The 22,416-nt window shown below is 63.5% G+C and carries 18 protein-coding genes, 1 tRNA gene and 1 pseudogene; 14 read left to right on the top strand and 6 right to left on the bottom strand.

Annotated elements, in window-relative coordinates; genetic code table 11:
* Positions 1 to 36 precede the first annotated feature (36 nt).
* Positions 37 to 369, bottom strand: coding sequence for a hypothetical protein (locus BJF92_RS09295; RefSeq protein ID WP_075634471.1), 333 nt, complete (start codon positions 367 to 369; stop codon positions 37 to 39).
* A 431-nt stretch (positions 370 to 800) separates the two neighbouring features.
* On the opposite strand from BJF92_RS09295, the gene BJF92_RS09290 reads away from it, so the two are divergent.
* A tRNA-Asn gene (locus BJF92_RS09290) sits at positions 801 to 875 on the top strand.
* A 465-nt stretch (positions 876 to 1,340) separates the two neighbouring features.
* Here BJF92_RS09290 and BJF92_RS09285 read toward each other — a convergent pair.
* Together BJF92_RS09285 and BJF92_RS09280 are read right to left on the bottom strand one after the other, a co-directional pair.
* The gene (locus BJF92_RS09285) at positions 1,341 to 2,261 is read right to left on the bottom strand and encodes a tyrosine-type recombinase/integrase (protein WP_078057946.1); all 921 of its coding nucleotides are present in this window, start codon (positions 2,259 to 2,261) and stop codon (positions 1,341 to 1,343) included.
* 368 nt (positions 2,262 to 2,629) lie between these two features.
* A complete protein-coding gene (locus BJF92_RS09280) occupies positions 2,630 to 3,646 on the bottom strand; it encodes a porin (RefSeq protein ID WP_075634470.1) in 1,017 nt (338 codons plus the stop codon).
* Between the two features lie 624 nt (positions 3,647 to 4,270).
* On the opposite strand from BJF92_RS09280, the gene BJF92_RS09275 reads away from it, so the two are divergent.
* Complete coding sequence (locus BJF92_RS09275) at positions 4,271 to 5,317, top strand: porin (RefSeq protein ID WP_075634469.1); 1,047 nt, start codon at positions 4,271 to 4,273, stop codon at positions 5,315 to 5,317.
* A 718-nt stretch (positions 5,318 to 6,035) separates the two neighbouring features.
* Here BJF92_RS09275 and BJF92_RS09270 read toward each other — a convergent pair.
* Positions 6,036 to 6,932: an alpha/beta fold hydrolase gene (locus BJF92_RS09270; protein ID WP_075634468.1), complete on the bottom strand. Its 897-nt coding sequence runs from the start codon at positions 6,930 to 6,932 to the stop codon at positions 6,036 to 6,038.
* Between the two features lie 194 nt (positions 6,933 to 7,126).
* On the bottom strand, positions 7,127 to 9,223 hold the full coding sequence (locus tag BJF92_RS09265; protein WP_075634467.1) for a lytic transglycosylase domain-containing protein: 2,097 nt from the start codon (positions 9,221 to 9,223) through the stop codon (positions 7,127 to 7,129).
* 610 nt (positions 9,224 to 9,833) lie between these two features.
* Here BJF92_RS09265 and dapA point away from each other — a divergent pair.
* The gene (gene dapA, locus BJF92_RS09260) at positions 9,834 to 10,718 is read left to right on the top strand and encodes a 4-hydroxy-tetrahydrodipicolinate synthase (RefSeq protein ID WP_075634466.1); all 885 of its coding nucleotides are present in this window, start codon (positions 9,834 to 9,836) and stop codon (positions 10,716 to 10,718) included.
* The gene (gene smpB, locus BJF92_RS09255; protein ID WP_075634465.1) at positions 10,718 to 11,194 is read left to right on the top strand and encodes an SsrA-binding protein SmpB; all 477 of its coding nucleotides are present in this window, start codon (positions 10,718 to 10,720) and stop codon (positions 11,192 to 11,194) included. The genes dapA and smpB overlap by 1 nt, the downstream gene beginning before the upstream one ends.
* A 215-nt stretch (positions 11,195 to 11,409) precedes the next feature.
* Here the strand turns inward: smpB and BJF92_RS09250 are convergent, their stop codons facing one another.
* Complete coding sequence (locus tag BJF92_RS09250; protein WP_075634464.1) at positions 11,410 to 12,000, bottom strand: LabA-like NYN domain-containing protein; 591 nt, start codon at positions 11,998 to 12,000, stop codon at positions 11,410 to 11,412.
* A gap of 598 nt (positions 12,001 to 12,598) precedes the next feature.
* Between BJF92_RS09250 and rpoZ the strand changes: the two genes are divergently transcribed.
* From rpoZ to recO, 10 genes and pseudogenes are all read left to right on the top strand, one after another.
* Positions 12,599 to 13,000 (top strand): DNA-directed RNA polymerase subunit omega, encoded by a 402-nt coding sequence (gene rpoZ, locus BJF92_RS09245; RefSeq protein ID WP_075634463.1) that lies wholly within the window; start codon positions 12,599 to 12,601, stop codon positions 12,998 to 13,000.
* 121 nt (positions 13,001 to 13,121) lie between these two features.
* The gene (locus BJF92_RS09240; protein WP_075634490.1) at positions 13,122 to 15,335 is read left to right on the top strand and encodes a RelA/SpoT family protein; all 2,214 of its coding nucleotides are present in this window, start codon (positions 13,122 to 13,124) and stop codon (positions 15,333 to 15,335) included.
* Positions 15,336 to 15,639: 304 nt separating this feature from the next.
* Positions 15,640 to 15,792 (top strand): DUF3563 family protein, encoded by a 153-nt coding sequence (locus BJF92_RS09235; protein WP_075634462.1) that lies wholly within the window; start codon positions 15,640 to 15,642, stop codon positions 15,790 to 15,792.
* A 770-nt stretch (positions 15,793 to 16,562) separates the two neighbouring features.
* The gene (locus BJF92_RS09230) at positions 16,563 to 17,054 is read left to right on the top strand and encodes a DUF2062 domain-containing protein (RefSeq protein ID WP_245294702.1); all 492 of its coding nucleotides are present in this window, start codon (positions 16,563 to 16,565) and stop codon (positions 17,052 to 17,054) included.
* Positions 17,055 to 17,189: 135 nt separating this feature from the next.
* A complete protein-coding gene (gene acpS, locus BJF92_RS09225) occupies positions 17,190 to 17,609 on the top strand; it encodes a holo-ACP synthase (RefSeq protein ID WP_075634461.1) in 420 nt (139 codons plus the stop codon).
* A 316-nt stretch (positions 17,610 to 17,925) separates the two neighbouring features.
* Complete coding sequence (gene lepB, locus BJF92_RS09220; protein ID WP_075634460.1) at positions 17,926 to 18,669, top strand: signal peptidase I; 744 nt, start codon at positions 17,926 to 17,928, stop codon at positions 18,667 to 18,669.
* A gap of 4 nt (positions 18,670 to 18,673) precedes the next feature.
* The gene (gene rnc, locus BJF92_RS09215) at positions 18,674 to 19,399 is read left to right on the top strand and encodes a ribonuclease III (RefSeq protein ID WP_075634459.1); all 726 of its coding nucleotides are present in this window, start codon (positions 18,674 to 18,676) and stop codon (positions 19,397 to 19,399) included.
* On the top strand, positions 19,396 to 20,346 hold the full coding sequence (era, locus tag BJF92_RS09210; RefSeq protein WP_075634458.1) for a GTPase Era: 951 nt from the start codon (positions 19,396 to 19,398) through the stop codon (positions 20,344 to 20,346). Before rnc ends, era begins: the two co-directional genes overlap by 4 nt.
* A 135-nt stretch (positions 20,347 to 20,481) precedes the next feature.
* On the top strand, positions 20,482 to 21,447 hold the full coding sequence (locus BJF92_RS09205; protein ID WP_075634457.1) for a glutathione S-transferase family protein: 966 nt from the start codon (positions 20,482 to 20,484) through the stop codon (positions 21,445 to 21,447).
* A gap of 180 nt (positions 21,448 to 21,627) precedes the next feature.
* Positions 21,628 to 22,401 (top strand): annotated as a pseudogene (gene recO, locus BJF92_RS09200) (DNA repair protein RecO); the annotation flags it as partial.
* Positions 22,402 to 22,416: the final 15 nt, after the last annotated feature.

Genomic DNA, 22,416 nt, shown 5'->3' with positions numbered 1-22,416 from the left:
CCCCCCTCGCTGGGTGCCGTTGTCGCCGGGGCCGTCTTATCCCTCGGCTTGTCCGGCCTGTTCGACTTGCCCGGCGGCAGTGCGGCCTGTGCGCGCCTGCCTGGCCTGCTGGCGGCGGCCCCACCACAGGGTCACGCGGCGGCGGCGGCGGCGCACGAAGGCGATATCCTGCGACAGCACGACCAGGCCGACCGGCACCATCCAGAAGCCGAGGATCGGCAGGAACCCCAGACAGCCACCGATCACCAGTGAGGTGCCCAGCGCAATCCGGGGCGCGCGCGACTTCGGCAGCGGCAGCGAGACGCGCCCCATGTGCAGCCGGTTGGTGGCTGCATTGATTCCGAAGCGCTTGGTGGTCTGTGACGTCATTCTGTCTTCCGATCCTTTCAAGGGTTGCCTGATCACGCGGTTTGCGCCGGCCGCCTCGCATGCGGCCCATCCCGACCCTTCACGTCGGCAACACTCAGCAGCGAATGCATGGCCGAGCGCGGGGGCCTGCGAGATCTCAAGACCGCAGGCACATGCCCCGCGGCGCTACCGTTCGAGCCGCGCGTCGAGCCGGCAGCAGGGCCGCCTGCGCACATGTGGCCCCGTTTCGGCCCACGCGCTTGCCGGCCTCCGATCGCCGCCCGCCTGCCATCCGCCGGCCGAAGCGGCGGATCGCACTTATCCCCAGGGCAAATGGCGCTCCCGCCCCCGTTTCGCAAGAGAATGCACTTTTTTTCAAAAAGCCTCTTGGCAAATCGAACAAGCCTTTGTAATAGCAGCATCACTTCTGCAGCGGCAAACGCCGCAGACGTTCCCTGGTAGCTCAGCGGTAGAGCATTCGACTGTTAATCGACAGGTCGCCGGTTCGAATCCGGCCCGGGGAGCCATTTGTCTTCAAATTGTTAAGTCTTGTGAAGTAATGGCGCACTCCGGCTGAGTGGAAATGCGCTCTCGACGCTTCGTCTAAGCTTCATGCTGGCGGTTGAGCGTCGGGTCCCGCTTATTCGCTTTGGATTGCTGTGAGTCGTTGCTCCGCGCTTGCTGACAGGCTGTTGGCGGACAGGCCTCTGCGCGTCGGACGGATAGCGATTTTTTCAGTGCAATCTCCACGATTGAGCGTCGGCCTTCGCCGCATGCGCGCACCACCGTCGCCGCAACTTATCCAATCTGCCCTCGGGGCTTCTTTACTCTAAGGGACGAAACAGGCCGGGCCTCCCGCAAACCGGCCATGGGATCGCGCAGCCGCAGGGTCGGCCGCGAGAGCCGTCTAGGAAAATATCTCAGGTTTTCGGGACAAGACAGTGGAGCGCGCCTGCCGCGAAAAACCGGGTCCCGCATTTCAGTGCGACGCCTTAGCCTCTTGCACCCTTGCGCTCGAGCACCGGCAGGCAGACGGCCAGATCCTGAGAGGCGAGATGCGCATAGCGCATGGTCATTTGCAGGGTCTGGTGCCCGAGCCACATCTGAACGCGGCGAATATCGATGCCTCCGCGCACGAGACGCGACGCGCAGGTATGGCGCAGCACGTGCGGCACCAGTTCGTCATCATGCGCGAGGCCGATCTGGGCCTTGGCCTTTTTCCAGGCTGCACGGAACTGCTGCTGGTCGATGCCTTCAAAGGGGCCGAGGCCCTTGCCCTTCGAGGCGGCAACGGCTTCGCGAGCGCGCGTCGTCAGGTGAACGGAGCGGCTGCGCCCGGATTTGGTGATCCAGAAGGTGGCCATCGATCCCTGCAGGTCGTTCCAGCGCAAGCCGAGTGCCTCACCCAGACGGGCGCCAGTGTCCACCAGAAAGATGCAGAGGCGATAATAGAGGTCTGAGGTCTCGCGCAAGGCGCCGAAAAGCCGGTCCTCCTCGCCCACCTCGAGGAAGCGGATGCGTCCGGCCTTTTCCTTCTGCCGGCTGAAATCGGGGAGGGTGCCGATATCGCCCATCTTGCTCGCCTTCCTCAGGAGCTTGGACAGGGCGGACAGCTTCCTGTTGATGGTGGCGTTGCTGTTGCCGCGCCGACGCAGGCCATTGACCAGATCGTCCAGCATCTCCTGGCTGAAGGCCGAAAATTCCTTTTGCGGCATCATTTCATAGAGATCGTAGAGAAAGCCGGTCACGTTGTTGCGATGCTTGCCGGCCTCCCACAACGTATCGCCATAGCGTTCAAGCAGGGTGATCAAGGTGTGCGTCGTGACCGTCCGCTGGCTTGCCGTCAGCCGATAGGACAGGGTGGAAAAGCCGAGGCTGCCAAAGGATGCGGGTTCGACCGAACTGGCTTGCATCAAAACACTCTCCTTGCGTCACGCTGCGTTCCTGAGCGTGACACTCTTTAAACAGTCGCCATCCTGATCCGAAGCGCCCTTGGCGGGCTCTTTCGGAGGGGGCAGGCCAAAAAAATCATGGAGCCACGCGGACACCCTGGCTCGGCAGTGCCAAGCTGAGAGCAAGAGCGTCCCAGCGGCGGCCGAACCGATGTGTCAAACCATGATCACGGGTTTGTGAAGAATCAATGACTAATTTAGAATGTTCGTGTTTTGTTCCAAAAATACTTAAAGCGACCGAACCTGAAGTTTATGAAACATCAGGAGGCCGCTCTTGAGGGTTGCCCCTCGCCGACAAGGCGAGGGGCTGATCCGGAATTAAATCCGAATTAGAAGTCGCGCTGCAGACGCAGGAAGCCGGTCCACTGATCGCCGCCGTTGTTGCCTTCGAACTTCTTGTAGTTGACGGTGGCGAGCGAACGCAGGCCGTCCGTGATCTTGTAACCGCCGGTTACGCCAACCTTCCAGGCATCGGCGCCGCCGAAGCTGCCGTTGTCCTTGATGTGGGCTTCGCCCCAGTACTGAGCAGCCGGGGTGATCGTGATTTTGTCGGTTGCCTTCAGCTCGTACGAAGCGGCAACGGTCCACTGCGAAGCGGTCCAGTAGTAGCTCGGGTCGGTCGCGTAGACGCCACCGATCTGGAGCGAGCCCGGGCCGAGAGCGGCGGTCAGGACGCCCTTGAAAGCAGCTTCGTCGGCGTCGAAGTCGTAGTTGCCGATAACCCAGCCGTTAACAGCGCCGGCGGTGAAGCCGAGCTTGGCGCCGAGGCCGATCTTGTCGTTCCACTTGTTGCTGAACGAGGAACCGCTGCCGGAGAGTTCGTCAACCGAAACGCCAGCCGTGAACGCGCCGCCGTCATAGGTGTAACGGATCGAGTTCTGCAGGGTCTTGGGGGAGCCGAGTTCGTCGGTCTCGCCGTTGATGCCATCGTCGAACCAGTTGTAGAAGTAACCGACGTCGAAGCCAGCGATGTTGATCCATGCGCCATCGAGGAAGGTGGTGCCTTCAGCATCAGCTTCGATGTTGATGTAGCCGCTCAGCGCGCCGAACTCGGTGTCGTTCTTGGCAGCGAAGGTCAGGTAACCACGCGAAGCGGCGTCGATGTCGCCATCCTTGTTCACGCCGTAGCCGTTTTCCTTGTAGTTCAGCTGGGTACGGACGTAGCCGCCGATCTTCAGGCAGGTTTCGGTACCGGGGATGTAGAAGTAGCCCTTACCGAAGGCGTCGCAAACGCGAACGTATTCCATGGGTTCCGGCTCGGCAGCGACGATTGCGTCAGCAGCCTGGGCGCCGGAAACGACTGCCATGGCAGCCGCGGAGCCGAGAAGAAGGCTCTTGATGTTCATTTCTGACCTCCAGTCAGAAATGAGGAACTCGATGACCGGAGGAAAATTCCGGCAATGATTTCAGGCAAAGGCATCGGGAAGGCTCTCTTGCGCTCCTCCCTGCAAAGGAGTGTGCGACCGGCGGGTCGGGGTGCCGCCGCATGGCAGCGGGTCCCTTGTCAGGATTCGGTCGGGCGGAGAACGGGAGCGGGAATCATCCCCGCCGGAAGTCATGCCGCCTCGACGTGATTCCGTCCCGGACCCTCCGAAACGGCCGGCTCGGGGCCGCCGACATGCTCCGATATGGGGCAGGAATCGCTTGCGCCTGCCACAATTCCGGGGCCTCCGCCAGCTGGAAACGCCGCTTTAAGCCTTGAAACACAAAGGATTTTCTTAACGCTTTCTTAACAGCCTGCCCCGCCTTGGGCGTTTTTGTGTCGTTTGAGCAACAGGACATGGCGAAGGGGATGCCGGAAGGGGGGCAGGAGGAAGTTGGTGATTGCGCCACGGGCCCGGTCGGGTATTTTCAACCTCGGAAGCAAGGGCGGTTGATCGTCCGACTTCTTAAATGTTGGGGATGGGGCAGGGAACGCTGTCCTTCAGCAAAAACCCAGACCCGTTGAAACTTTTGACTGGAGGTCAGAAATGAACATCAAGAGCCTTCTTCTCGGCTCCGCGGCTGCCATGGCAGTCGTTTCCGGCGCCCAGGCTGCTGACGCAATCGTCGCTGCCGAGCCGGAACCCATGGAATACGTTCGCGTTTGCGACGCCTTCGGTAAGGGCTACTTCTACATCCCCGGTACCGAAACCTGCCTGAAGATCGGCGGCTACGTCCGTACCGAATTCCGCTATCGCGAAAACAGCTACCCGAATGGCGGCGACATCGACGCCTACAGCCGCGGTTACCTGACCTTCGCCGCCAAGAACGACACCGAATTCGGCGCCGTTTCGTCCTACATCAACCTGCAGGCCGACACCGAAGGCGACGCCTTCGTTGATGGCGCATGGATCAACGTCGCTGGCTTCGACGTCGGTTACTTCTACAACTGGTGGGACGATGGTCTCTCCGGCGAAACCGACGAACTGGGCTCGAACCTGTTCAACGCGATCCGTTACACCTATGACGGCGGCACCTTCCTGGCCGGCGTTGCTGTTGAAGAGCTCGACAGCGGTGTGAACAACAAGTGGAACGACAACATCGGCGTGTCCGGTAAGCTCGGCTTCACCCTCGGCGCCGTCAAGGCCGACGTTATCGCGTCCTACGACTTCGACGCCGAAGAAGCTGCCTTCCGCGGCATGATGTTCGCCGATGTCGGCCCGGGCACCTTTGGCCTGTCGGGCATCTACGCCACCAACCCGAACGCCTACTACTCGGCTGCCGAGTGGACCGTCGCTGCCGAATACGCCATCAAGGCAACCGACAAGGTCACCATCACCCCGGCTGCCCAGTACTTCGGCAACGTCAACACCGCTTACCGCGCCGGTACGCTGGGCTTCATCGACACGAACCCGTCCGCTCGCGGCTCGTTCTCGTCGAGCGACGCCTGGAAGGTTGGCGTAACGGCTGGCTACAAGATCACGGAAGGCCTGCGCACGCTGGCAACCGTCAACTACGTCAAGTTCGACGATGCTCCGCGCAACGTCGACGACAGCAAGTGGACCGGCTTCCTGCGTCTGCAGCGCGACTTCTAATCGTCGCGTCAGGCTCAGCCTGATCCTGATTGCGGGGCTCGACCGAAAGGTCGGGCCCCGTTTGCGTTTGCCCTGTCGCGCTTAAGCATCTCGCACGAAATTGGGCGCCGGCTTTTCGTTAAAGAGATGCCATAAAACGATGGTTTGGAGCACTGGACTGGAAAGAGGGCACAGCTCACGACACTCCTGTTTGCGGGCCGCGGCGCCCCCTCATCCGCCTGCCGGCACCCGACCGGGGACGAGCCACGGGTCTCGTCCCGTCCTTCGGACCCCCGCTGGGGAGAAGAGACCTAGCCGACAGCACCGTGCCTCCATCCAACTCTCTGAAAAATTTTCATAAACTGCATTTTATTATGGGTGGAGGCGGGGCGAAGCGGTGCCGCACGTCTCTTCTCCCCAACGGGGAGAAGGTGGCCCGAAGGGTCGGATGAGGGGGCCAGCCAGGGTCGCAAATCATTCTGTCGTGTACTGTGAAAAGAGGGGCCCGTTTCCGAAGAATCCGAGGCAAAAACAAGAAACGTTAGAGCCTCGGACCGAAAAGTGGGAACCGGTTTTCGGAAAAATTCGATGCAAAAACAAAAATCTAGAGCATCGCACTGAGGACTGTTTTCAGTCCGATGCTCTAGCGCCTCGGCCGGACAGGCAATCATGCCCGGATCCCAGTGCCGAAGAGGAGGGGCGCCGAAGGGGAGGGGTGTCGCCTGAGCGCGCGGCCGCGTCAGGGGGGCGGCGTTGTGGCGGAGCCGACAAAATCGAGGATCGGCGCGGCGATCTCCGCCCTGTCGAGCAGGGGCGCGTGGCCCTGTCCCGGCGCGACGAGGGACCGCAGTCTTGGATGACGCTGCGTCATGGCCTCCAAGACCGTGGCCGGCAGGATCGCGCTGTGTTCGCCGCGCACCACCATGAGCGGCAGGGGGGCAAACAGGGCGAAGGCCTGCCACAAGTCCGGCAGCACCATGTCCGGCGTCAGACCGCCAAAGCCTGTCAGCAGCGCCGGATCGTAATCGGGAACGACACCGCCAGTGGCCGCGTCCGGCCGGTAGATCGCCTGCGCCATCGCCTGCCAGTCCTGCGCGTCGAGCGCGGGAAAGGCATCGGCCTGGGCGAGACGCAGCGCGTCGGCGGCGGCCTCGTAGGAGGTTTCGCCACTGCGCGCCGTCAATCCCGCGATCAGCGCACACAGAGCCGGCGCCGGAATTTCCGGGCCGATGTCGTTCAGGACCACGGCGCTGAGGAGCTCGGGTCGCAGAGCCACCAGGCGATGCAGGATCAGACCGCCGCGCGATGTGCCGATGAAGGCGGCGCGGCCGATGGCGAGCGCGGTGAGAACCGCCAGAACATCGTCCGTTTCGGTTTCGATCGTATAGCGCGAAGGGTCGGGATCGGGATCAGACTGTCCACGGCCGCGGCTGTCGATGGCGATGATGCGGGCCTGTGCCCGCGCTTGCAGCGCAAACAGGTGAAAGTCGCGGCTGTTGCGCGTCAATCCCGCCAGACAGACGATCACCGGCGCGGCGTCGTGCGGCCCGGCATAGTCGCGCAGATGCAGGCGGATGCCCTCCGGCCGCGTGACGAAACGCGATTGATAGGCCTGGGAAAAATCCTCTACCGTCATTCTGTCCGCTTCCTGATTCAGTAGGCTGGTCGATTGACTGCGCTGGCCCGTTCCGGGCGCCGGTCATGCCGGCGGCCTACAGTCCAGGTCGGCACCATGCCGCAGCGGCGGCAGCGCGGCAAGGGTGTGATCGGCGGAGACATCGTCGCAGGGCAAAGTCAGCCCATGGCCGGAAAAGACGCTTTCTCGCCTGCTCAGGAGCCGGCGCGGCCGACACGGAGGTCGTTGGCGATGTCGATCCGCTGGCCGAGCCGGGCCTTGTAGATCTGGTAGTTTTCCATCACGCGCTGCACATAGCTGCGGGTCTCGCCGAAGGGAATGCGCTCGATCCAGTCGACCACCTCGTCCAGCGGCTGGCCGCGCGGATCGCCATAACGGGCGATCCATTCCGGCACCCGGCGCGGGCCGGCATTATAGGCCACGAAGGTGAGGATATAGGAGCCGCCGAAGGTCTCGATCTGCTCGCCGAGATAATGGGCGCCCAGCGTGGCATTATAGGCGGGGTCCGTCGTGAGACGTGCGGCATTGAAGGCGAGGCCGTGACGCCCCGCGATACCGCGCGCCGTGCCGGGCATGATCTGCAACAGGCCGCGCGCATCCGCGCGGGAGACCGCGGCGGGATTGAAGCCGCTCTCCTGTCGGGCGATCGCATAGGCAAGCGCCTTGCCTGAGGCGTCGATATTGGCGCTGGCGGGAATGGCGCCGAGCGGGAAGGCGAGCGCCGGCACATCAATGCCGCGCGCAAAGGCGATCTTGCCGACCTGCAGCGACAAGGCATGATTGCGGGTCTTTTCCGCCCGCGCGCTCAGGATCGCCAGTTCGCCGGGGCTGTCCAGCGCTTCGGCCAGCGCCCGATAGAGCGAATCGCTGCGCCAGCCATGGCCGGCGCTCTCCAGCCGGTCGATGGCGCGCACGGCCTCCCGCTTCTCGAAACGTTCCCGGTCCTCGGCCGTCGGTGTCGGATAGCCGACGTCGATCGTGGCGCGGCCGAGCTTCTGGGCGGCCAGCTGGCCGTAGAAGGTCGCGCCATGGGCGGCAGCCTTCTGATAATAGGCCGATGCCGTGCCGGGGCCGCCGGCTTCGGCCGCCCGTCCCAGCCAGTAATAGGCTCTCGCCACCGACAAGGGCCGGTTCGAAACCTTCAGGATCCGCTCGAAGTGGCGGGCCGCCGTGGCGCCATCTTTCAGGCCGCGCAGCGCGTACCAGCCGGCATGGAACTCGGCATCCACCACGTCGGTCGCATCGGTGGCCACATGCTGAGCGGCGATGCGGTAGGCGGCGCGGGGCTTGCCTTCATCCAGAAGACCACGGCTGACGATGCGCTGTTCGACCCACCATTCGCCCGGGTCCACCAGAGCGTCGCGCTCACGCGGCAGGCTGGCCAGCAGGGTGGCGGCGGTCTCGTAGTCATCTTTCTTGCGGGCGCGCTCGATGCGCACGAAGAGATAGGCGGGATCCTTGCGCCAGGAGGAGTCGACAGCCGCGATCAGCTGATCGGCATTGGCGGCATTGCGCGTCATCGCCACCCAGGCGCGATAGAGCGACTGTGCCTTGCCGAGATCGGCAAAGCGCGTGGCCTGCGTCTGCTTGCCGCGATACATCAGGAGCTCCATGCGGCGCTTGTGGTCGAGCACCGTCAGAAGCGTCGGAAACTCCGCGAGAATCTTGTTTTCCGTTGCGACATCCAGCGTTTCCTGGGTCCAGAGCCGCTTGAGATAGGTCTGCGCCCTGGTCTTTTCGCCGTTCGCCACCAGGGCGCGCGAAAGCACGATCGTTCCCTCGGGCGTTTCCGGTGGGGACGATCCGAAGGCGGCGAGCACGTCGCGGGTCGAGGGAGCTTCGCGATAGAGCGCGCGCTCGGACGCGGCACGCAAGCCAGCGAGACCCGGCCAGCCGGCCAGCTCGCGCTGCGCGCCGGCAATTTCATAGGAGGGAATGCCGTTAAGGCCGGAGCGCACCAGCGCCCAGGTCAGGATATGCCGGTCGAGGCTGCCCTCGGCGAGGCTGTTGCGCAGGGCAAGCGCCTTGGCGGCATCGCGCGCGCTGATCGCGTCGAGACCGTCCTTGAGCGTCGATGCCTGAACGGCGACGCGCGTGGGAATGGCATTGGTGGTTTCCGAGGAAGGCTGTTCGGCCTGTGCCATCAGGCCGGTCCGACCCGATCCTGTCGCGTCAGAGAGACGCACGCTCGGCACAGGCGTGCCGCCGCCACCCGCGGCGCCGGCCGTCTCGGCCAGCAGCAGCAGGGCTGCAAGCGCAGCGCCGGGCCAACGCCGAATCGTCTTTGCCATACCGTCTCCCGTCGTCAGGCCCCTCTTGTCCGGAGCCTCTCCCTGCAGATCCCGTCCCGCAGCCTCAGGCGTGCCGCGACCCCTCAGGTCCGCTCTTCACGCCTTAAGGTCCCGCCTTTTGCATGTTCTAATCGCAAAACCGCTGAACAGGTTTGCGCGACATGCCGTCGCCCTTCGACCTTCGCTCGCCTCGCCATGGCGAAACGCAACGAGGCAGCGACCATGCCGGTCAGCGCAAGCTACTTGGCCTATTTGGCGATCCAAAATTGAATGAAAGCTTAACGTCTTTCGCCCCGATACGAAAGGCAGGAGCGTGTGATGCCGCCTGCTCCTCCGCCGGACAGGCATGGATGATGGCATCCGTGCCTGTCCGGCGCTGTCCCATGATTTCCCGCCATATTTAAGGCATTGCCCGAGACGGACAGCGGCCGGCGGGAACATGGCGGCGGGAAACACTGGCCGGAACCCTTTGCGCCCGGTTTCGTTGCATGCGCACCGCTTGCCGCTGAGGGGCGGGGTGATTATGGTGCGGCAGTTTCATGACAGTCCACCGGAGAGCTGCGGTGGCACGCTTGCGCGCGGGGTACCGTGCGCTTTTCAGGAGTTCTGCATGTTCAAGGGGTCCATTCCCGCTCTCGTCACACCCTTCACGGCATCCGGTGCGGTGGATTTCGACGCCTTCGCCGCCCATGTCGAGTGGCAGCTGGCAGAGGGCAGCCATGGTCTCGTGCCGGTGGGCACGACGGGCGAGTCGCCGACGCTGTCGCATGCCGAACACAAGCGCGTGGTCGAGGTCTGCATCGAAACGGCAAAGAGGCGTGTGCCCGTGATTGCCGGGGCAGGGTCCAACAACACGGTCGAGGCGATCGAGCTGGCCCAGCATGCGCAGACGGCTGGCGCGGACGCCATTCTGGTCGTGACGCCCTATTACAACAAGCCGACTCAGAAGGGGCTTTACGCGCATTTCTCCGCGATCGCCGAGGCTGTGAGCCTGCCGATCGTCATCTATAACATTCCCGGCCGCTCGGTCGTGGATATGAATGTCGAGACCATGGCGGCGCTCGCCAAGGCGCATTCAAATATTGTCGGCGTCAAGGACGCGACCGGCAAGATCGAGCGTGTCTCCGAGCAGCGGATGGCTTGCGGCGCAGATTTCATCCAGCTTTCGGGTGAGGATGCCACCGCGCTCGGCTTCAACGCCCATGGCGGCGTCGGCTGCATTTCGGTCACGGCCAATGTTGCACCGCGCCTCTGTGCACAGTTCCAGGAAGCGACGCTGGCCGGCGATTTCAAGACCGCGCTCGCCTTTCAGGACAAGCTGATGCCACTGCACAAGGCGATCTTCATGGAGCCGGGCGTTTGCGGCGCGAAATATGCGCTGTCGCGCGTGCGCGATATGGGTCGCGCCGTGCGCTCGCCGCTTCTGCCGAGCCTAGAAGCCGCAACCGAGGCCGCGCTCGACGCTGCGCTCACCCATGCCGGATTGATCAACTGATGGCACCCAAGGGAAGCAGCCGGGTCATCTCCAAGGTCGTGGCGGAAAACCGCAAGGCCCGGTTCAATTACGAGATCATCGACACCTACGAGGCCGGTCTGGTTCTGACCGGCACCGAGGTGAAGTCGCTGCGCGAGGGCAAGGCCAATATCGCCGAATCCTATGCGACCGACGAGGACGGCGAGATGTGGCTGATCAATGCCTATCTGCCGGAATACCTCCAGGCCAACCGCTTCAACCACGCCCCGCGCCGACGCCGCAAGCTCCTGCTCTCCAAGCGTGAGATCAACAAGCTGCAGGGCGCTGTCAACCGCGAGGGCATGTCGCTGATCCCGCTGAAGATCTACTTCAACGAGCGCGGCCGGGCCAAGCTGGAACTGGCGCTTGGCAAGGGCAAGAAGCTGCATGACAAGCGCGAGAGCGAGAAGGAACGCGACTGGAACCGGCAGAAGAGCCGCCTGCTGAAGGAACACTGATCCTCCAGATCGCGGAGACCTCAAGCGAAAGGCCCGGCGCTGTTGAGCGGCCGGGCCTTTTTCGTTCGGAAAGAGAGAAGGAGTGCCGCGCAGGCACCACGATGCTCCTAGAGAATCAGACTAAAAATCATACGCAGTCTGATGCTCCAGGATTTTGTTTTTGCATCGGATTTTCCGAAACCGTTCCCCTTTTCGGTCCGATGCTCCTAAGCCTCTCAGGCCTGAGCGCCGTTCACGCGCTCGACCGCAACAGGATCGATGCTGCGCATCGGCCGTTCGCTGGGATCGCGGCCGATTTCCACCTTCAGCGTCTGCAGGTCGATGAAATGGTCGGCTTGGCGGCGCAGGTCGTCGGCGATCATCGGCGGCTGGGTCGCCATGGTCGAGACCACCGAAATCTTGCGGCCCTTGCGCTGAATGGCTTCGACCAGCGTGGTGAAGTCGCCATCGCCGGAAAACAGCACGAGATGGTCCACGGTCTCGGCCTGTTCCATCGCGTCGATGGCCAGTTCCAGATCCATGTTGCCCTTGATCTTGCGCCGGCCGAGCGAGTCCGTAAATTCCTTGGCGGGCTTCGTCACCACCTTGTAGCCGTTGTAATCCAGCCAGTCGATCAGCGGCCGGATCGAAGAATATTCCTGATCTTCGATCAGTGCGGTGTAGTAATAGGCACGCAGCAAATATCCCCGCTTCTGGAAGGCCTTGAGCAGCTTTCGGTAATCGATATCGAAGCCGAGGCTCTTGGACGCGGCATAAAGATTGGCGCCGTCGATGAAAAGAGCGATTTTCTCGCGGGGATCAAACATGGTCTTGTCTTTCTTTTAGCCTGCATCGATGCCGGCAGACGAGGCAGCCGGATGTGCGGACTGGGGCAGCATAATGAGGTCCGAGCAGATGAACGGCCGCGGCCACGGAACGTTGCGGCAAAGATCTTGCTCTCTGGCAAAGCTATGAAATGTCGTGCATTTTCAGGATCGTTCCGCAGAGGTCCGTGAATTCATCCCAAGCTTCACAGGAGGGCTGCAGCAAAAAGCTCTTATCGCAATTTTGCTTATAAACGGCTATTTTAGGCGGTTTTCTGCACGTCTAAGTGTAATTGCCGGCAGGTCATGCAAACTTCGGTTCATTCTTGATGAAAACACTGATAACGCACATCTAAAGGCTTAAATATAGCGAATTGTAACGGTTTAACAACGCGGGCGATCGCGCCTATGGAAAAGCTTGAAATTTTGTGCTTCCCGGTGTATGGCGCGGGGCAGATAGAAATCCGCTCGTGATGTGTCGTCATGGCGCTCCTGGCCTTGAAGCCGCCGCCATCAGCACTTCGGCACGCCGATGCCGGGTCGGGTCAGGCGGAACCCATGCGCCAGAACCACCGCATTTTAGGAACCGGAAGGACAAGATATGGCCCGCGTGACCGTAGAAGACTGCATTGACAAGGTGGACAACCGCTTCGAGCTGGTTCTTCTGGCCAGCCACCGCGCCCGCCTGATCTCGCAGGGCGCAGCCATCACCATTGATCGTGACAATGACAAGAATCCGGTCGTTGCCCTGCGTGAGATCGCCGACGAGACGCTGTCGCCCGACGACCTGAAGGAAGACCTGATCCATTCGCTGCAGAAGCATGTGGAAGTGGACGAGCCCGAAGCCGATCCGGCTTCGCTCATCGGCGGCGATGCCGTGTTCTCCGACACGGCCGAAGACGACGATCAGGCCGATGTCGTCACCTTCGATCGCATGTCGGAAGAAGAGCTTCTGGCCGGCATTGAGGGTCTCGTCGCCCCCGAAAAGAGCGAGGACTACTAAGTCCGCGACCGCACCGGATTTTTGTCGCCCGGTGCCGTGTTTCAGCCGTCATTGATGCTTTTAAAAAGAGAGCGCCGGGCCTATGCTCGCCGCTCTCTTTTTTGGACCGGATCTCTGCGGCATGATGCGTCAATACGAACTCGTTGAACGGGTTCAGAAATACAAGCCCGATGTGAACGAGGCGCTTTTGAACAAGGCCTATGTCTATGCAATGCAGAAGCATGGGCAGCAGAAGCGGGCGAGCGGCGATCCCTATATTTCCCATCCGCTGGAAGTGGCGGCGATTCTGACCGAGATGCATCTCGACGAATCGACGATCGCCGTCGCGCTTCTGCACGATACGATCGAGGACACGACGGCGACCCGCGCCGAGATCGACAATCTCTTCGGCGAGGATATCGGCGCGCTGGTCGAGGGCCTGACCAAGATCAAGAAGCTCGATCTCGTCACCAAGAAGGCCAAGCAGGCGGAAAACCTGCGCAAGCTGCTGCTGGCAATTTCCGACGACGTGCGCGTTCTCCTGGTCAAACTCGCCGACCGTCTGCACAATATGCGCACGCTCGACCATATGCGGGCGGACAAGCGCGCGCGCATCTCCGAGGAGACGATGGAGATCTATGCGCCGCTGGCCGGGCGCATGGGCATGCACGACATGCGCGAAGAGCTGGAAAACCTCTCCTTCCGCCATATGAACCCCGATGCCTTCGAGACCGTCACGAAGCGGCTCGACGAACTGTCCGGCCGCAATGAGGGGCTGATCAAGAAGATCGAGGACGAGCTGCGCGAGCTTCTCTCCGCAAAGGGCATGGTGGGCGCCAGCGTCAAGGGCCGGCAGAAGAAGCCCTATTCGGTCTTCCGCAAGATGCAGTCGAAATCGCTTTCCTTCGAGCAGCTGTCGGATGTCTGGGGCTTCCGCATCCTGGTCGAGGATGTGGCGGACTGTTATCGCGCTCTGGGCATCGTCCACATGCGCTGGCGCGTCGTGCCTGGCCGGTTCAAGGATTATATCTCCACGCCCAAGCAGAACGACTACCAGTCGATCCATACCACCATCGTCGGCCCCTCGCGCCAGCGCATCGAGCTGCAGATCCGCACGCGGCGCATGCACGAGATCGCCGAATATGGCATTGCCGCCCATACGCTCTACAAGGACGGAACCGAGGCCACGCCGGGCGATGTGCGCCTGTCGCCGACCTCCAACGCCTATTCCTGGCTGCGCCGCACGATCGAGAGCCTGGCGGAAGGCGACAATCCCGAGGAATTCCTCGAGCATACCAAGCTGGAGCTGTTCCAGGACCAGGTCTTCTGCTTCACGCCCAAGGGCCAGCTGATCGCGCTGCCGCGCGGGGCGACGCCGATCGACTTCGCCTATGCCGTCCACACCAATATCGGCGACACCTGTGTCGGCGCCAAGATCAACGGGCGGATGATGCCGCTGGTGACCCGGCTGGCCAATGGCGACGAGGTGGAAATCATCCGCTCCGGCATCCAGGTGCCGCCGCCGGCCTGGGAGGAGATCGTGGTGACCGGCAAGGCCCGCGCGGCCATCCGCCGGGCGACCCGCGCGGCGATCCGCAAGCAATATTCCGGGCTGGGCTTCCGCATTCTCGAGCGCACCTTCGAGCGTGCCGGCAAGAGCTTCACCCGCGAGGCCCTGAAGCCGGCGCTGGCCCGGCTCGGCCAGAAGGATGTCGAGGACACGATTGCCTCCGTCGGACGCGGCGAGCTCTCTTCGCTCGACGTGCTGAAGGCCGTGCATCCCGATCACCAGGACGAGCGCGTCACCGTCAAGCCGCAGGCCGACGAGGGCTGGTTCAACGTGCGCAGTGCCGACGGCATGCTCTTCCGTCTGCCGGAGACTGGGAAGGAGGCCGCCGGCGGCGGGGCGACCCTGCCGATCCGGGGCCTGTCCAGCGGGATCACGGTCAGCTTCAGCGAGGCGGGGGCCGTGCCGGGCGACCGGATCGTCGGCATCCTGGAGGAAGACAAGACCATCACCATCTATCCGATCCAGTCGCCGAGCCTGCAGAAGTTCGACGACCAGTCGGAGCGCTGGATCGATGTGCGCTGGGACCTCGACCAGGCCAACAACACCCGCTTCAAGGCGCGCATCCAGATCACCGCCATCAACGAGCCGGGCACGCTCGCCTCGATCGCTCAGTTGATCGCCGGGGCCGACATCAACATCCGCACCATCACCATGGGGCCGATGGCCGCCGATTTCAGCGAGGTTCTGCTCGAAATCGAAGTCTGGGACCTGCGCCAGCTCAACCACATGCTGGTGCAGCTGCGCGAGCTGCCTGTGGTCTCGACCGTGACGCGGCTGTTTTCCTGAGGATGGGACAGCGGATGGGGAGAAGCACGTGCAGCTCTTCCCTGTTCGCTCTCGCAAGTGAGGGTCGCTCTGGCCCCAGTCTTGGGATCGCAAGACCTGCCAATGCCGCGCGACCGGTCGGGCGATCCGCGCGACTGCGCCATGTCACGCCATGCCCGGAAGGGGCGGGGGCGGTTCACCTCTCGGAAAGCATAATATTATCAAGCCCTGCGAATCTGCATGGCTGCCGCGCGCGACTGGGCATGGTTTCTTCGGGGGGCATAGATTATCTACTGCCTCGGGAGGTAAACGAAAGGAGTTTACCATGTTTAACCATCTCAAGAAGATCAGCCGCGCCCTGCGTGCTCCCTCCATCGAAGAGCGGGAAGCTCAGTATCTCGGCGGCGCCGTTGACCGGATCGACCTCGAATACCGCCAGCGGCAGATCGACCGCGGCCTGTTCCGCCGGACGTTCTAATCATCACGGCATGCGCAGAACCGATTTCGGGCGTGAAGCCCGAGATTCCGGCCGCTGGACCAGCGATTTTCGTTCGACTTGGCGTTGTGACCTTCATTCGATCTTGCGAAGATGCGTCACTCCTGCGACACTATTAGCAATTCCGCGCCGGGACCTCTTGAGGGGCGCGGAGGGGTCAGGATCGCGCATGACGCGCGATTGATGTGCGAGCCCGGCATGATGCCATGTTCGTGATCCATGAGCGTCGGCCGGTAGGTCGTAGCCTGCGGCATAGACGGGGTTTGTCGCTTGCGGCGATCGCCGGGGCGGATGCTCATGCTGACTTTTCCCCGCCTGCCTCTCCGGTTGCACGCCTGCCTCCGTCGCGGACCGCCGATATCTCCGGTGCCCGTTAGCCTTCTTGGTGGCCCGTCAGCTTCCTTGGCTGATCATGCTCTGCCGTTGACTGTGCCGGCATCGTCGGCCCCCAAAGCATCAAACTCAGCCGAAAGCGTGCTTCCGCTCTGCCTGTCCAGGCGCGGACCATTTCTGTCAGCGCCGGCAAGGGCCGAGCTTGATGGCGAAGGCCCGTCCGGGCGTCCGGCCCGGCTGCGCTGCTGCGGCCCTGTCCTCGGGGCCCGGCTTTCCCGCGCTGCGGAGAAAGCGCGTCGCTTTCGGCCATTGGCGGCGCCCTCGTGATCGTTTACGAGTGCCTGATGGTGTTCAGACGCAGACAGCCGCTCCGTCGGCAGGAACGACTTCGGCAGGCGGTATGGCCACGCAAGGGCGCCATGCGCGGCTGGCGCTATCTCTCGCTGCGGGTCCTCAGGCTTTCCTCCTCTCCCCACAAGATCGCGCTCGGCGCGGCCGCCGGCACGGCCTCGGCCATGACGCCCTTTCTGGGGCTTCACGTGCTGATCGCGCTGGCCGTGGCCTATCTTCTGTCGGCCTCGCTGGTTTCGGCCGCGATCGCCACCACGCTGGCCAATCCGCTGACCATTCCGCTCATTCTCTTTTCCATCTATGAGATCGGCGCCGCCATCCTCGGTCTCGACCAGGAGAAGCCCGTCTCCGGCGGCGATCTTCTCGACGGGCTGTCCCATCTCGATCTCGGCGAGCTCTGGGCGCCGGTGCTGAAGCCGATGCTGGTGGGCATGGTGCCGCTCGCCACCGGGATGGGAGCTCTCGCCTATGCCGCGACCTATTTTTCGGTCCGGCTTTACAATGCCCGGCGTGCCGCGCGCCGGCTCGCCCGTTTCGGCGCCAGTCGCTCGCTTCCCTGAGTGCCGGCTTGGCGCAGCCTGCCACGAGCCTTATATGCGCCTTGCGGGAAAAGAGGCCGGTCGCGTGACGGATGCCGGCAGCCCGGACGCATCGGGCAAAAGGCATGACGCCAGGCGCGTGAGAAAGGACAGGCCATGATCATCGGGATCGGCAGCGATCTTATCGACATCCGTCGCATCGAAAAATCGCTCGACCGGTTCGGCGAGCGTTTTGCGACGCGGTGCTTCACCGAGATCGAGATCGCCAAGTCGGAGCGCCGCGCCAACCGTGCCGCCTCCTATGCCAAGCGCTTTGCTGCCAAGGAGGCCTGTTCCAAGGCCTTGGGCACCGGTCTGGCCCAGGGCGTGTTCTGGAAGGACATGGGCGTGGTCAACCTGCCGAGCGGCAAGCCGACCATGGCGCTGACCGGTGGCGCCGCGCAAAAGCTGGCGGAGCTGACGCCCCCGGGCCATCGCGCGGCCGTCCATCTGACCATTACCGACGATTTTCCGCTGGCCCAGGCATTCGTGATAATCGAGGCGCTGCCCGTTGCCGAGCGTGACGGAAGCGAGTAGAGCATGCAGCGCGGGATGCCTGGCCCTTGATCTGCTCCTTGCGGGGCAGGGGCTGCGGCAGATGCGGCGGATGTCCGGGCCGGCTTTTCGAGGCAATCCGGCAAATCATATGAACGAGGGTTTTCGCCCCGCAGGCGCGCCGCCGCTCCGGCAGCGCCGCTGCTCGTGAAAACCCTCCAAAGGCCACGTCCCGCGCGGTCGGCGCCATTCTTGTCGGGTGGTTGCGCCGGCCGGGAAAGGCCGCCAGCTCCATACCCGCCGAAGCGCCCCTCGATGACGGCGCGGCCGGCGGCGGCCAATCGAAGGAAAAGACCACGTGGTTGAGAAGATCGAGAAAAAGGAAAGCGGACTCTGGGAGAACGTGAAGATCATCATCCAGGCGCTGCTTCTGGCGCTGGTGATCCGCACCGTCCTGTTCCAGCCCTTCACCATCCCCTCGGGCTCGATGATGCCGACCCTGCTCGTCGGCGACTATATCTTCGTCAACAAATTCGCCTATGGCTATTCCAAATATTCGCTGCCGCTGTCGCCCGACATCTTTTCCGGCCGCATCTTCGGTTCGCAGCCCAAGCGCGGCGACGTCGTGGTCTTCCGCTTTCCGCCCAATCCCGACATCGACTACATCAAGCGCGTGATCGGTCTGCCGGGCGACAAGATCCAGGTGCGCGACAGCATCCTCTACATCAACGACAAGCCAGTGCCGCGCGTGCCCGACGGCAGCTTCCGCGCCGACGACCAGTATGACACCGGCGCCGAGGTGCCTGTCTATCGCGAGACGCTGGATGATGGCGCGACCTATGACACGCTCGACCAGTTCCCGAATTCGCGCGGCGACAACACCCAGGAATTCGTCGTGCCGCCGGACCATTATTTCATGATGGGCGACAACCGCGACAATTCCGCCGACAGCCGCTTTGACGTGGGTTATGTCCCGGCGGAAAACCTGGTCGGCCGCGCCAGCCTGATCTTCTTCTCGCTCGGCCATGACACCTCCTTCCGCGAGGTCTGGAAATGGCCGACCAATCTGCGCTACGACCGCATCTTCAAGGCGGTGCACTGAGCCGATGCGCAAGCTGACGCCGGAAGACCGCCAGGCGCTGGAAGAGGTGCTGGGTTACAGCTTTGAGGACAAGGCGCGGCTCGACCGCGCCTTGACCCATTCCAGCGCGCGCCGGGCCAAGGGCTCGGATTACGAGCGGCTGGAGTTTCTGGGCGACCGTGTGCTGGGCCTGTGCGTGGCCGAGCTTCTGTTCAAGACCTTTCGCGAGGCCAATGAGGGCGAGCTGTCCGTGCGGCTGAACCAGCTGGTCAGCGCCGAGAGCTGCGCGGCCATCGCCGACCGGCTGAAGCTCGAACGCTTCATCCGGACAGGCGCCGATGTGCGCAAGCTCACCGGCAAGCACGTGCTGAACATCCGGGCCGACGTGGTCGAGGCGCTGATCGCCGCCATCTATCTCGATGGTGGGCTGGAGGCGGCGCGCGGCTTCGTCATGGCTCATTGGGAAGACCGCGCCGCCAGCGCCGAGGGCGCGCGGCGCGATGCCAAGACGGAGCTGCAGGAATGGGCCCACGCCCGTTTCGCCGTCACCCCGCATTATCGCGTTGACGACCGCTCGGGCCCGGATCACGATCCGCGCTTCACGGTGACGGTCGAAATTCCCGGACTGGCGCCCGCCACGGGCGTCGACCGGTCGAAACGCGCGGCCGAACAGGCGGCCGCCACCAACATTCTGGAGCGCGAAGGGGTCTGGACGCAGGCTGCCGGGCGCACGGAGAAGGACAAGGCATGAGCGACGAGATCCCCTCTGGCCCCGAGAGCGCCCCCGAGAGTGCCGTGGACACGCCGACCCATTCCGGCTTCGTCGCGCTGATCGGCGCGACCAATGCCGGCAAGTCCACCCTCGTCAACCGGCTGGTGGGCGCCAAGGTCACAATCGTCAGCCATAAGGTGCAGACGACGCGGGCCATCGTACGCGGCATCGCCATTCACGAGCGGGCGCAGATCGTCTTCATGGACACGCCCGGCATCTTCAAGCCGCGCCGCCGGCTGGACCGCGCCATGGTCACCACCGCCTGGGGCGGTGCCAAGGATGCCGATCTCGTGGTGCTGCTGGTCGATAGCGAGCGCGGCCTGCGCGGCGATACCGAGGCGATCCTCGAAGGGCTGAAGGAAGTCCGCCAGCCGAAGATCCTGGTTCTGAACAAGATCGACCGTGTGCGGCCGGAAGACCTGCTGAAGCTCGCCTCCGCCGCCAACGAGACCGTGGCCTTCGACCGCACCTTCATGCTGTCGGCCGCGACCGGCTCCGGCTGCGAGGACTTCCTCGACTATCTGGCCAAGACCCTGCCGGAAGGCCCCTGGTACTATCCGGAGGACCAGATCTCGGACCTGCCCATGCGCCAGCTCGCCGCCGAGATCACCCGCGAGAAACTGTTCCTGCGCCTGCACCAGGAGCTTCCCTATGCCTCGCATGTCGAGACGGAGAAGTGGGAGGAGCGCAAGGACGGCTCAGTGCGCATCGAGCAGGTGATCTATGTCGAGCGCGAGAGCCAGAAGAAGATCGCGCTCGGCAAGCAGGGCGAGGCGATCAAGGCGATCTCCACCGCGGCGCGCAAGGAGATTTCCGAGATCCTGGAGCAGCCCGTCCACCTCTTCCTGTTCGTCAAGGTGCGCGAGAACTGGGGCGACGATCCCGCCCGCTTCCGCGAGATGGGGCTGGAATTTCCCAGGGGCTGAAACGCGATGCGCTCGGTGACGGTCTGATGTCGATCGTCACTGCTCCGGTGCACAGTCAGTTGCCGGATCGCCGGCTTGCCGAACACGCTTTCCCCTGTCACCTGTCTTTCGGTGCACGAAAGAAGGAGAGGGCGAATGCCGCAGCTTGTCGACGGCCGCTGGGTCAAGGACGATGTCGCCGCCAGCGAAATGAAGAACGGCGCCTTTCATCGCGAGCCGACGCGGTTTCGCGATCTGAAGATTGCCGCCGAGCCGGGCCGCTATCAGCTCTTCGTCGCCTATATCTGCCCCTGGGCCTCGCGCACGCTGATGATGCGGGCGCTGAAAGGGCTGGAGGAGATCCTGCCCATTGCCGTATCAGAGCCGGAACTGGGCGAGGATGGCTGGCGCTACGACATCCCCGTCGACGCCGGCCCGAAGGCGCCGCCGATCCGCTTCCAGCATCAGCTCTACACCACGTCCGACGCGCATTACACCGGCAAGGTCTCGGTGCCGGTTCTCTGGGACCGGCAGGAAGGGCGCATCGTCAACAACGAATCCGCCGATATCCTGCGCATCCTCAACCACGCCTTCGATGATCTCACCGGCAACAGAAGCGATTTCTATCCGCAGGCGCTGCGCGGCGAGATCGATCATTGGAACGGCCTGATCTATGACAGCCTCAACAATGGCGTCTACCGCGCCGGCTTCGCCAAGAGCCAGGCCGCCTATGAGGCGGCCGTCAACGACGTCTTCGCCATGCTCGACCGGCTGGAGGCGCATCTGGCCACGCATCGCTATCTCGCCGGCGCCTTCTTTACCGAGGCCGATATCCGCCTGTTCGTGACGCTGATCCGCTTCGATGCCGCCTATCACGGCGTTTTCAAGTGCAACCTGCGCCAGCTCGCCGACTATGCCAATCTCCAGGCCTATCTGCGCGAAATCCTGCAATGGCCCGGCATTGCCGCGACCGTGCGCATCGATCACATCAAGCGCGGCTACTACTCGATCGCCCATCTGAACCCGACGGGAATCGTTCCCCTCGGCCCGCTGCAGGATTTCTCCATCGCCCATGGGCGGGAGCATCTTCCCGGCGAGGGCGTCTGGCAGAAGGCGGCCTGAGCCTTTTTGCCCGGCCCTTGTCCGGAGCGGGAAAGTCACATGCGAGCCGAGCCTGGCAGGTGCCGGCGAAGCGGCAGGCTCATCGGCAGAAGTCCCAGCGCGGCGGATGAGCTGGGGGCGGCTGTCCGCGCACCCTCTCGCCTGCTTGTTCACGCGGCGCGCGCCCTGTAAAACCCGGTCATGCAATGGACCGATCAAGCCGTGGTGCTCGGCATCAAGCGTCTGGGCGAAGCCTCCGTCGTCGCCGAGGTGATGAGCCGCGACCATGGCCGCCATCTCGGCATCGTGCGCGGCGGCCGCTCGCGGGCGATGCAGCCGGTGCTGCAATCCGGCAATCTGGTGGAGCTCACCTGGCGCGCCCGTCTGGACGAGCATATGGGCGAATTCCGCATCGAGCCCCTGCGGCTGCGGGCCGCCCGGCTGATGGAGGCCGCCACCTCGGTCTATGGCGTCCAGGCGCTGGCCATGCTGCTGCGGCTGCTGCCGGAGCGCGATCCGCACCCCCATTTGTTCGAGGCGCTGGATGTGATCCTCGACCATATGGAGGACCCGTCCGAGGCCGGGGAGCTGTTCATCCGTTTCGAGATCGCAGTGCTCAACGACCTCGGCTTCGGCCTGGATCTCATCCAATGCGGGGCCACCGGCACGCGCGACGACCTTGCCTATGTCTCGCCCAAGACGGGGCGGGCCGTTTCCCGCGCGGCCGGCGCGCCCTATGCCGACAGGCTCTTCACCCTTCCGCCGTTCCTGACCGATACGGGTGGGGCGGCCGATCACGCTGCGCTGGTCGAGGCCTTCCGCATGACCGGCTATTTCCTGCATCGGCATGTGTATGACCCGCGCGGCCTTCCGGCATCGGCCGCCCGCGAAGGCTTCGTGCAGGCCGCGTTGCGGGCCCTGAAGGCGCGCGCGCCCGGCGCGGAGTTGGTCCCTTCCGCTGATTCCGTCTCGGCCTCTGGTCCGGCCGTG

The sequence above is a fragment of the Xaviernesmea rhizosphaerae genome (assembly GCF_001938945.1).
Taxonomy (GTDB): domain Bacteria; phylum Pseudomonadota; class Alphaproteobacteria; order Rhizobiales; family Rhizobiaceae; genus Xaviernesmea; species Xaviernesmea rhizosphaerae.
The sequence above is the reverse complement of the archived record's forward strand: the minus strand, read 5'-3'. Positions and strand labels throughout refer to the sequence as shown.

Coding starts and splice junctions, on each gene's coding strand:
- BJF92_RS09295 (WP_075634471.1), bottom strand. CDS start 369: ATGACGTCACAGACCACCAAGCGCTTCGGAATCAATGCAGCCACCAAC.
- BJF92_RS09285 (WP_078057946.1), bottom strand. CDS start 2,261: ATGCAAGCCAGTTCGGTCGAACCCGCATCCTTTGGCAGCCTCGGCTTT.
- BJF92_RS09280 (WP_075634470.1), bottom strand. CDS start 3,646: ATGAACATCAAGAGCCTTCTTCTCGGCTCCGCGGCTGCCATGGCAGTC.
- BJF92_RS09275 (WP_075634469.1), top strand. CDS start 4,271: ATGAACATCAAGAGCCTTCTTCTCGGCTCCGCGGCTGCCATGGCAGTC.
- BJF92_RS09270 (WP_075634468.1), bottom strand. CDS start 6,932: ATGACGGTAGAGGATTTTTCCCAGGCCTATCAATCGCGTTTCGTCACG.
- BJF92_RS09265 (WP_075634467.1), bottom strand. CDS start 9,223: ATGGCAAAGACGATTCGGCGTTGGCCCGGCGCTGCGCTTGCAGCCCTG.
- dapA (WP_075634466.1), top strand. CDS start 9,834: ATGTTCAAGGGGTCCATTCCCGCTCTCGTCACACCCTTCACGGCATCC.
- smpB (WP_075634465.1), top strand. CDS start 10,718: ATGGCACCCAAGGGAAGCAGCCGGGTCATCTCCAAGGTCGTGGCGGAA.
- BJF92_RS09250 (WP_075634464.1), bottom strand. CDS start 12,000: ATGTTTGATCCCCGCGAGAAAATCGCTCTTTTCATCGACGGCGCCAAT.
- rpoZ (WP_075634463.1), top strand. CDS start 12,599: ATGGCCCGCGTGACCGTAGAAGACTGCATTGACAAGGTGGACAACCGC.
- BJF92_RS09240 (WP_075634490.1), top strand. CDS start 13,122: ATGATGCGTCAATACGAACTCGTTGAACGGGTTCAGAAATACAAGCCC.
- BJF92_RS09235 (WP_075634462.1), top strand. CDS start 15,640: ATGTTTAACCATCTCAAGAAGATCAGCCGCGCCCTGCGTGCTCCCTCC.
- BJF92_RS09230 (WP_245294702.1), top strand. CDS start 16,563: ATGCGCGGCTGGCGCTATCTCTCGCTGCGGGTCCTCAGGCTTTCCTCC.
- acpS (WP_075634461.1), top strand. CDS start 17,190: ATGATCATCGGGATCGGCAGCGATCTTATCGACATCCGTCGCATCGAA.
- rnc (WP_075634459.1), top strand. CDS start 18,674: ATGCGCAAGCTGACGCCGGAAGACCGCCAGGCGCTGGAAGAGGTGCTG.
- era (WP_075634458.1), top strand. CDS start 19,396: ATGAGCGACGAGATCCCCTCTGGCCCCGAGAGCGCCCCCGAGAGTGCC.
- BJF92_RS09205 (WP_075634457.1), top strand. CDS start 20,482: ATGCCGCAGCTTGTCGACGGCCGCTGGGTCAAGGACGATGTCGCCGCC.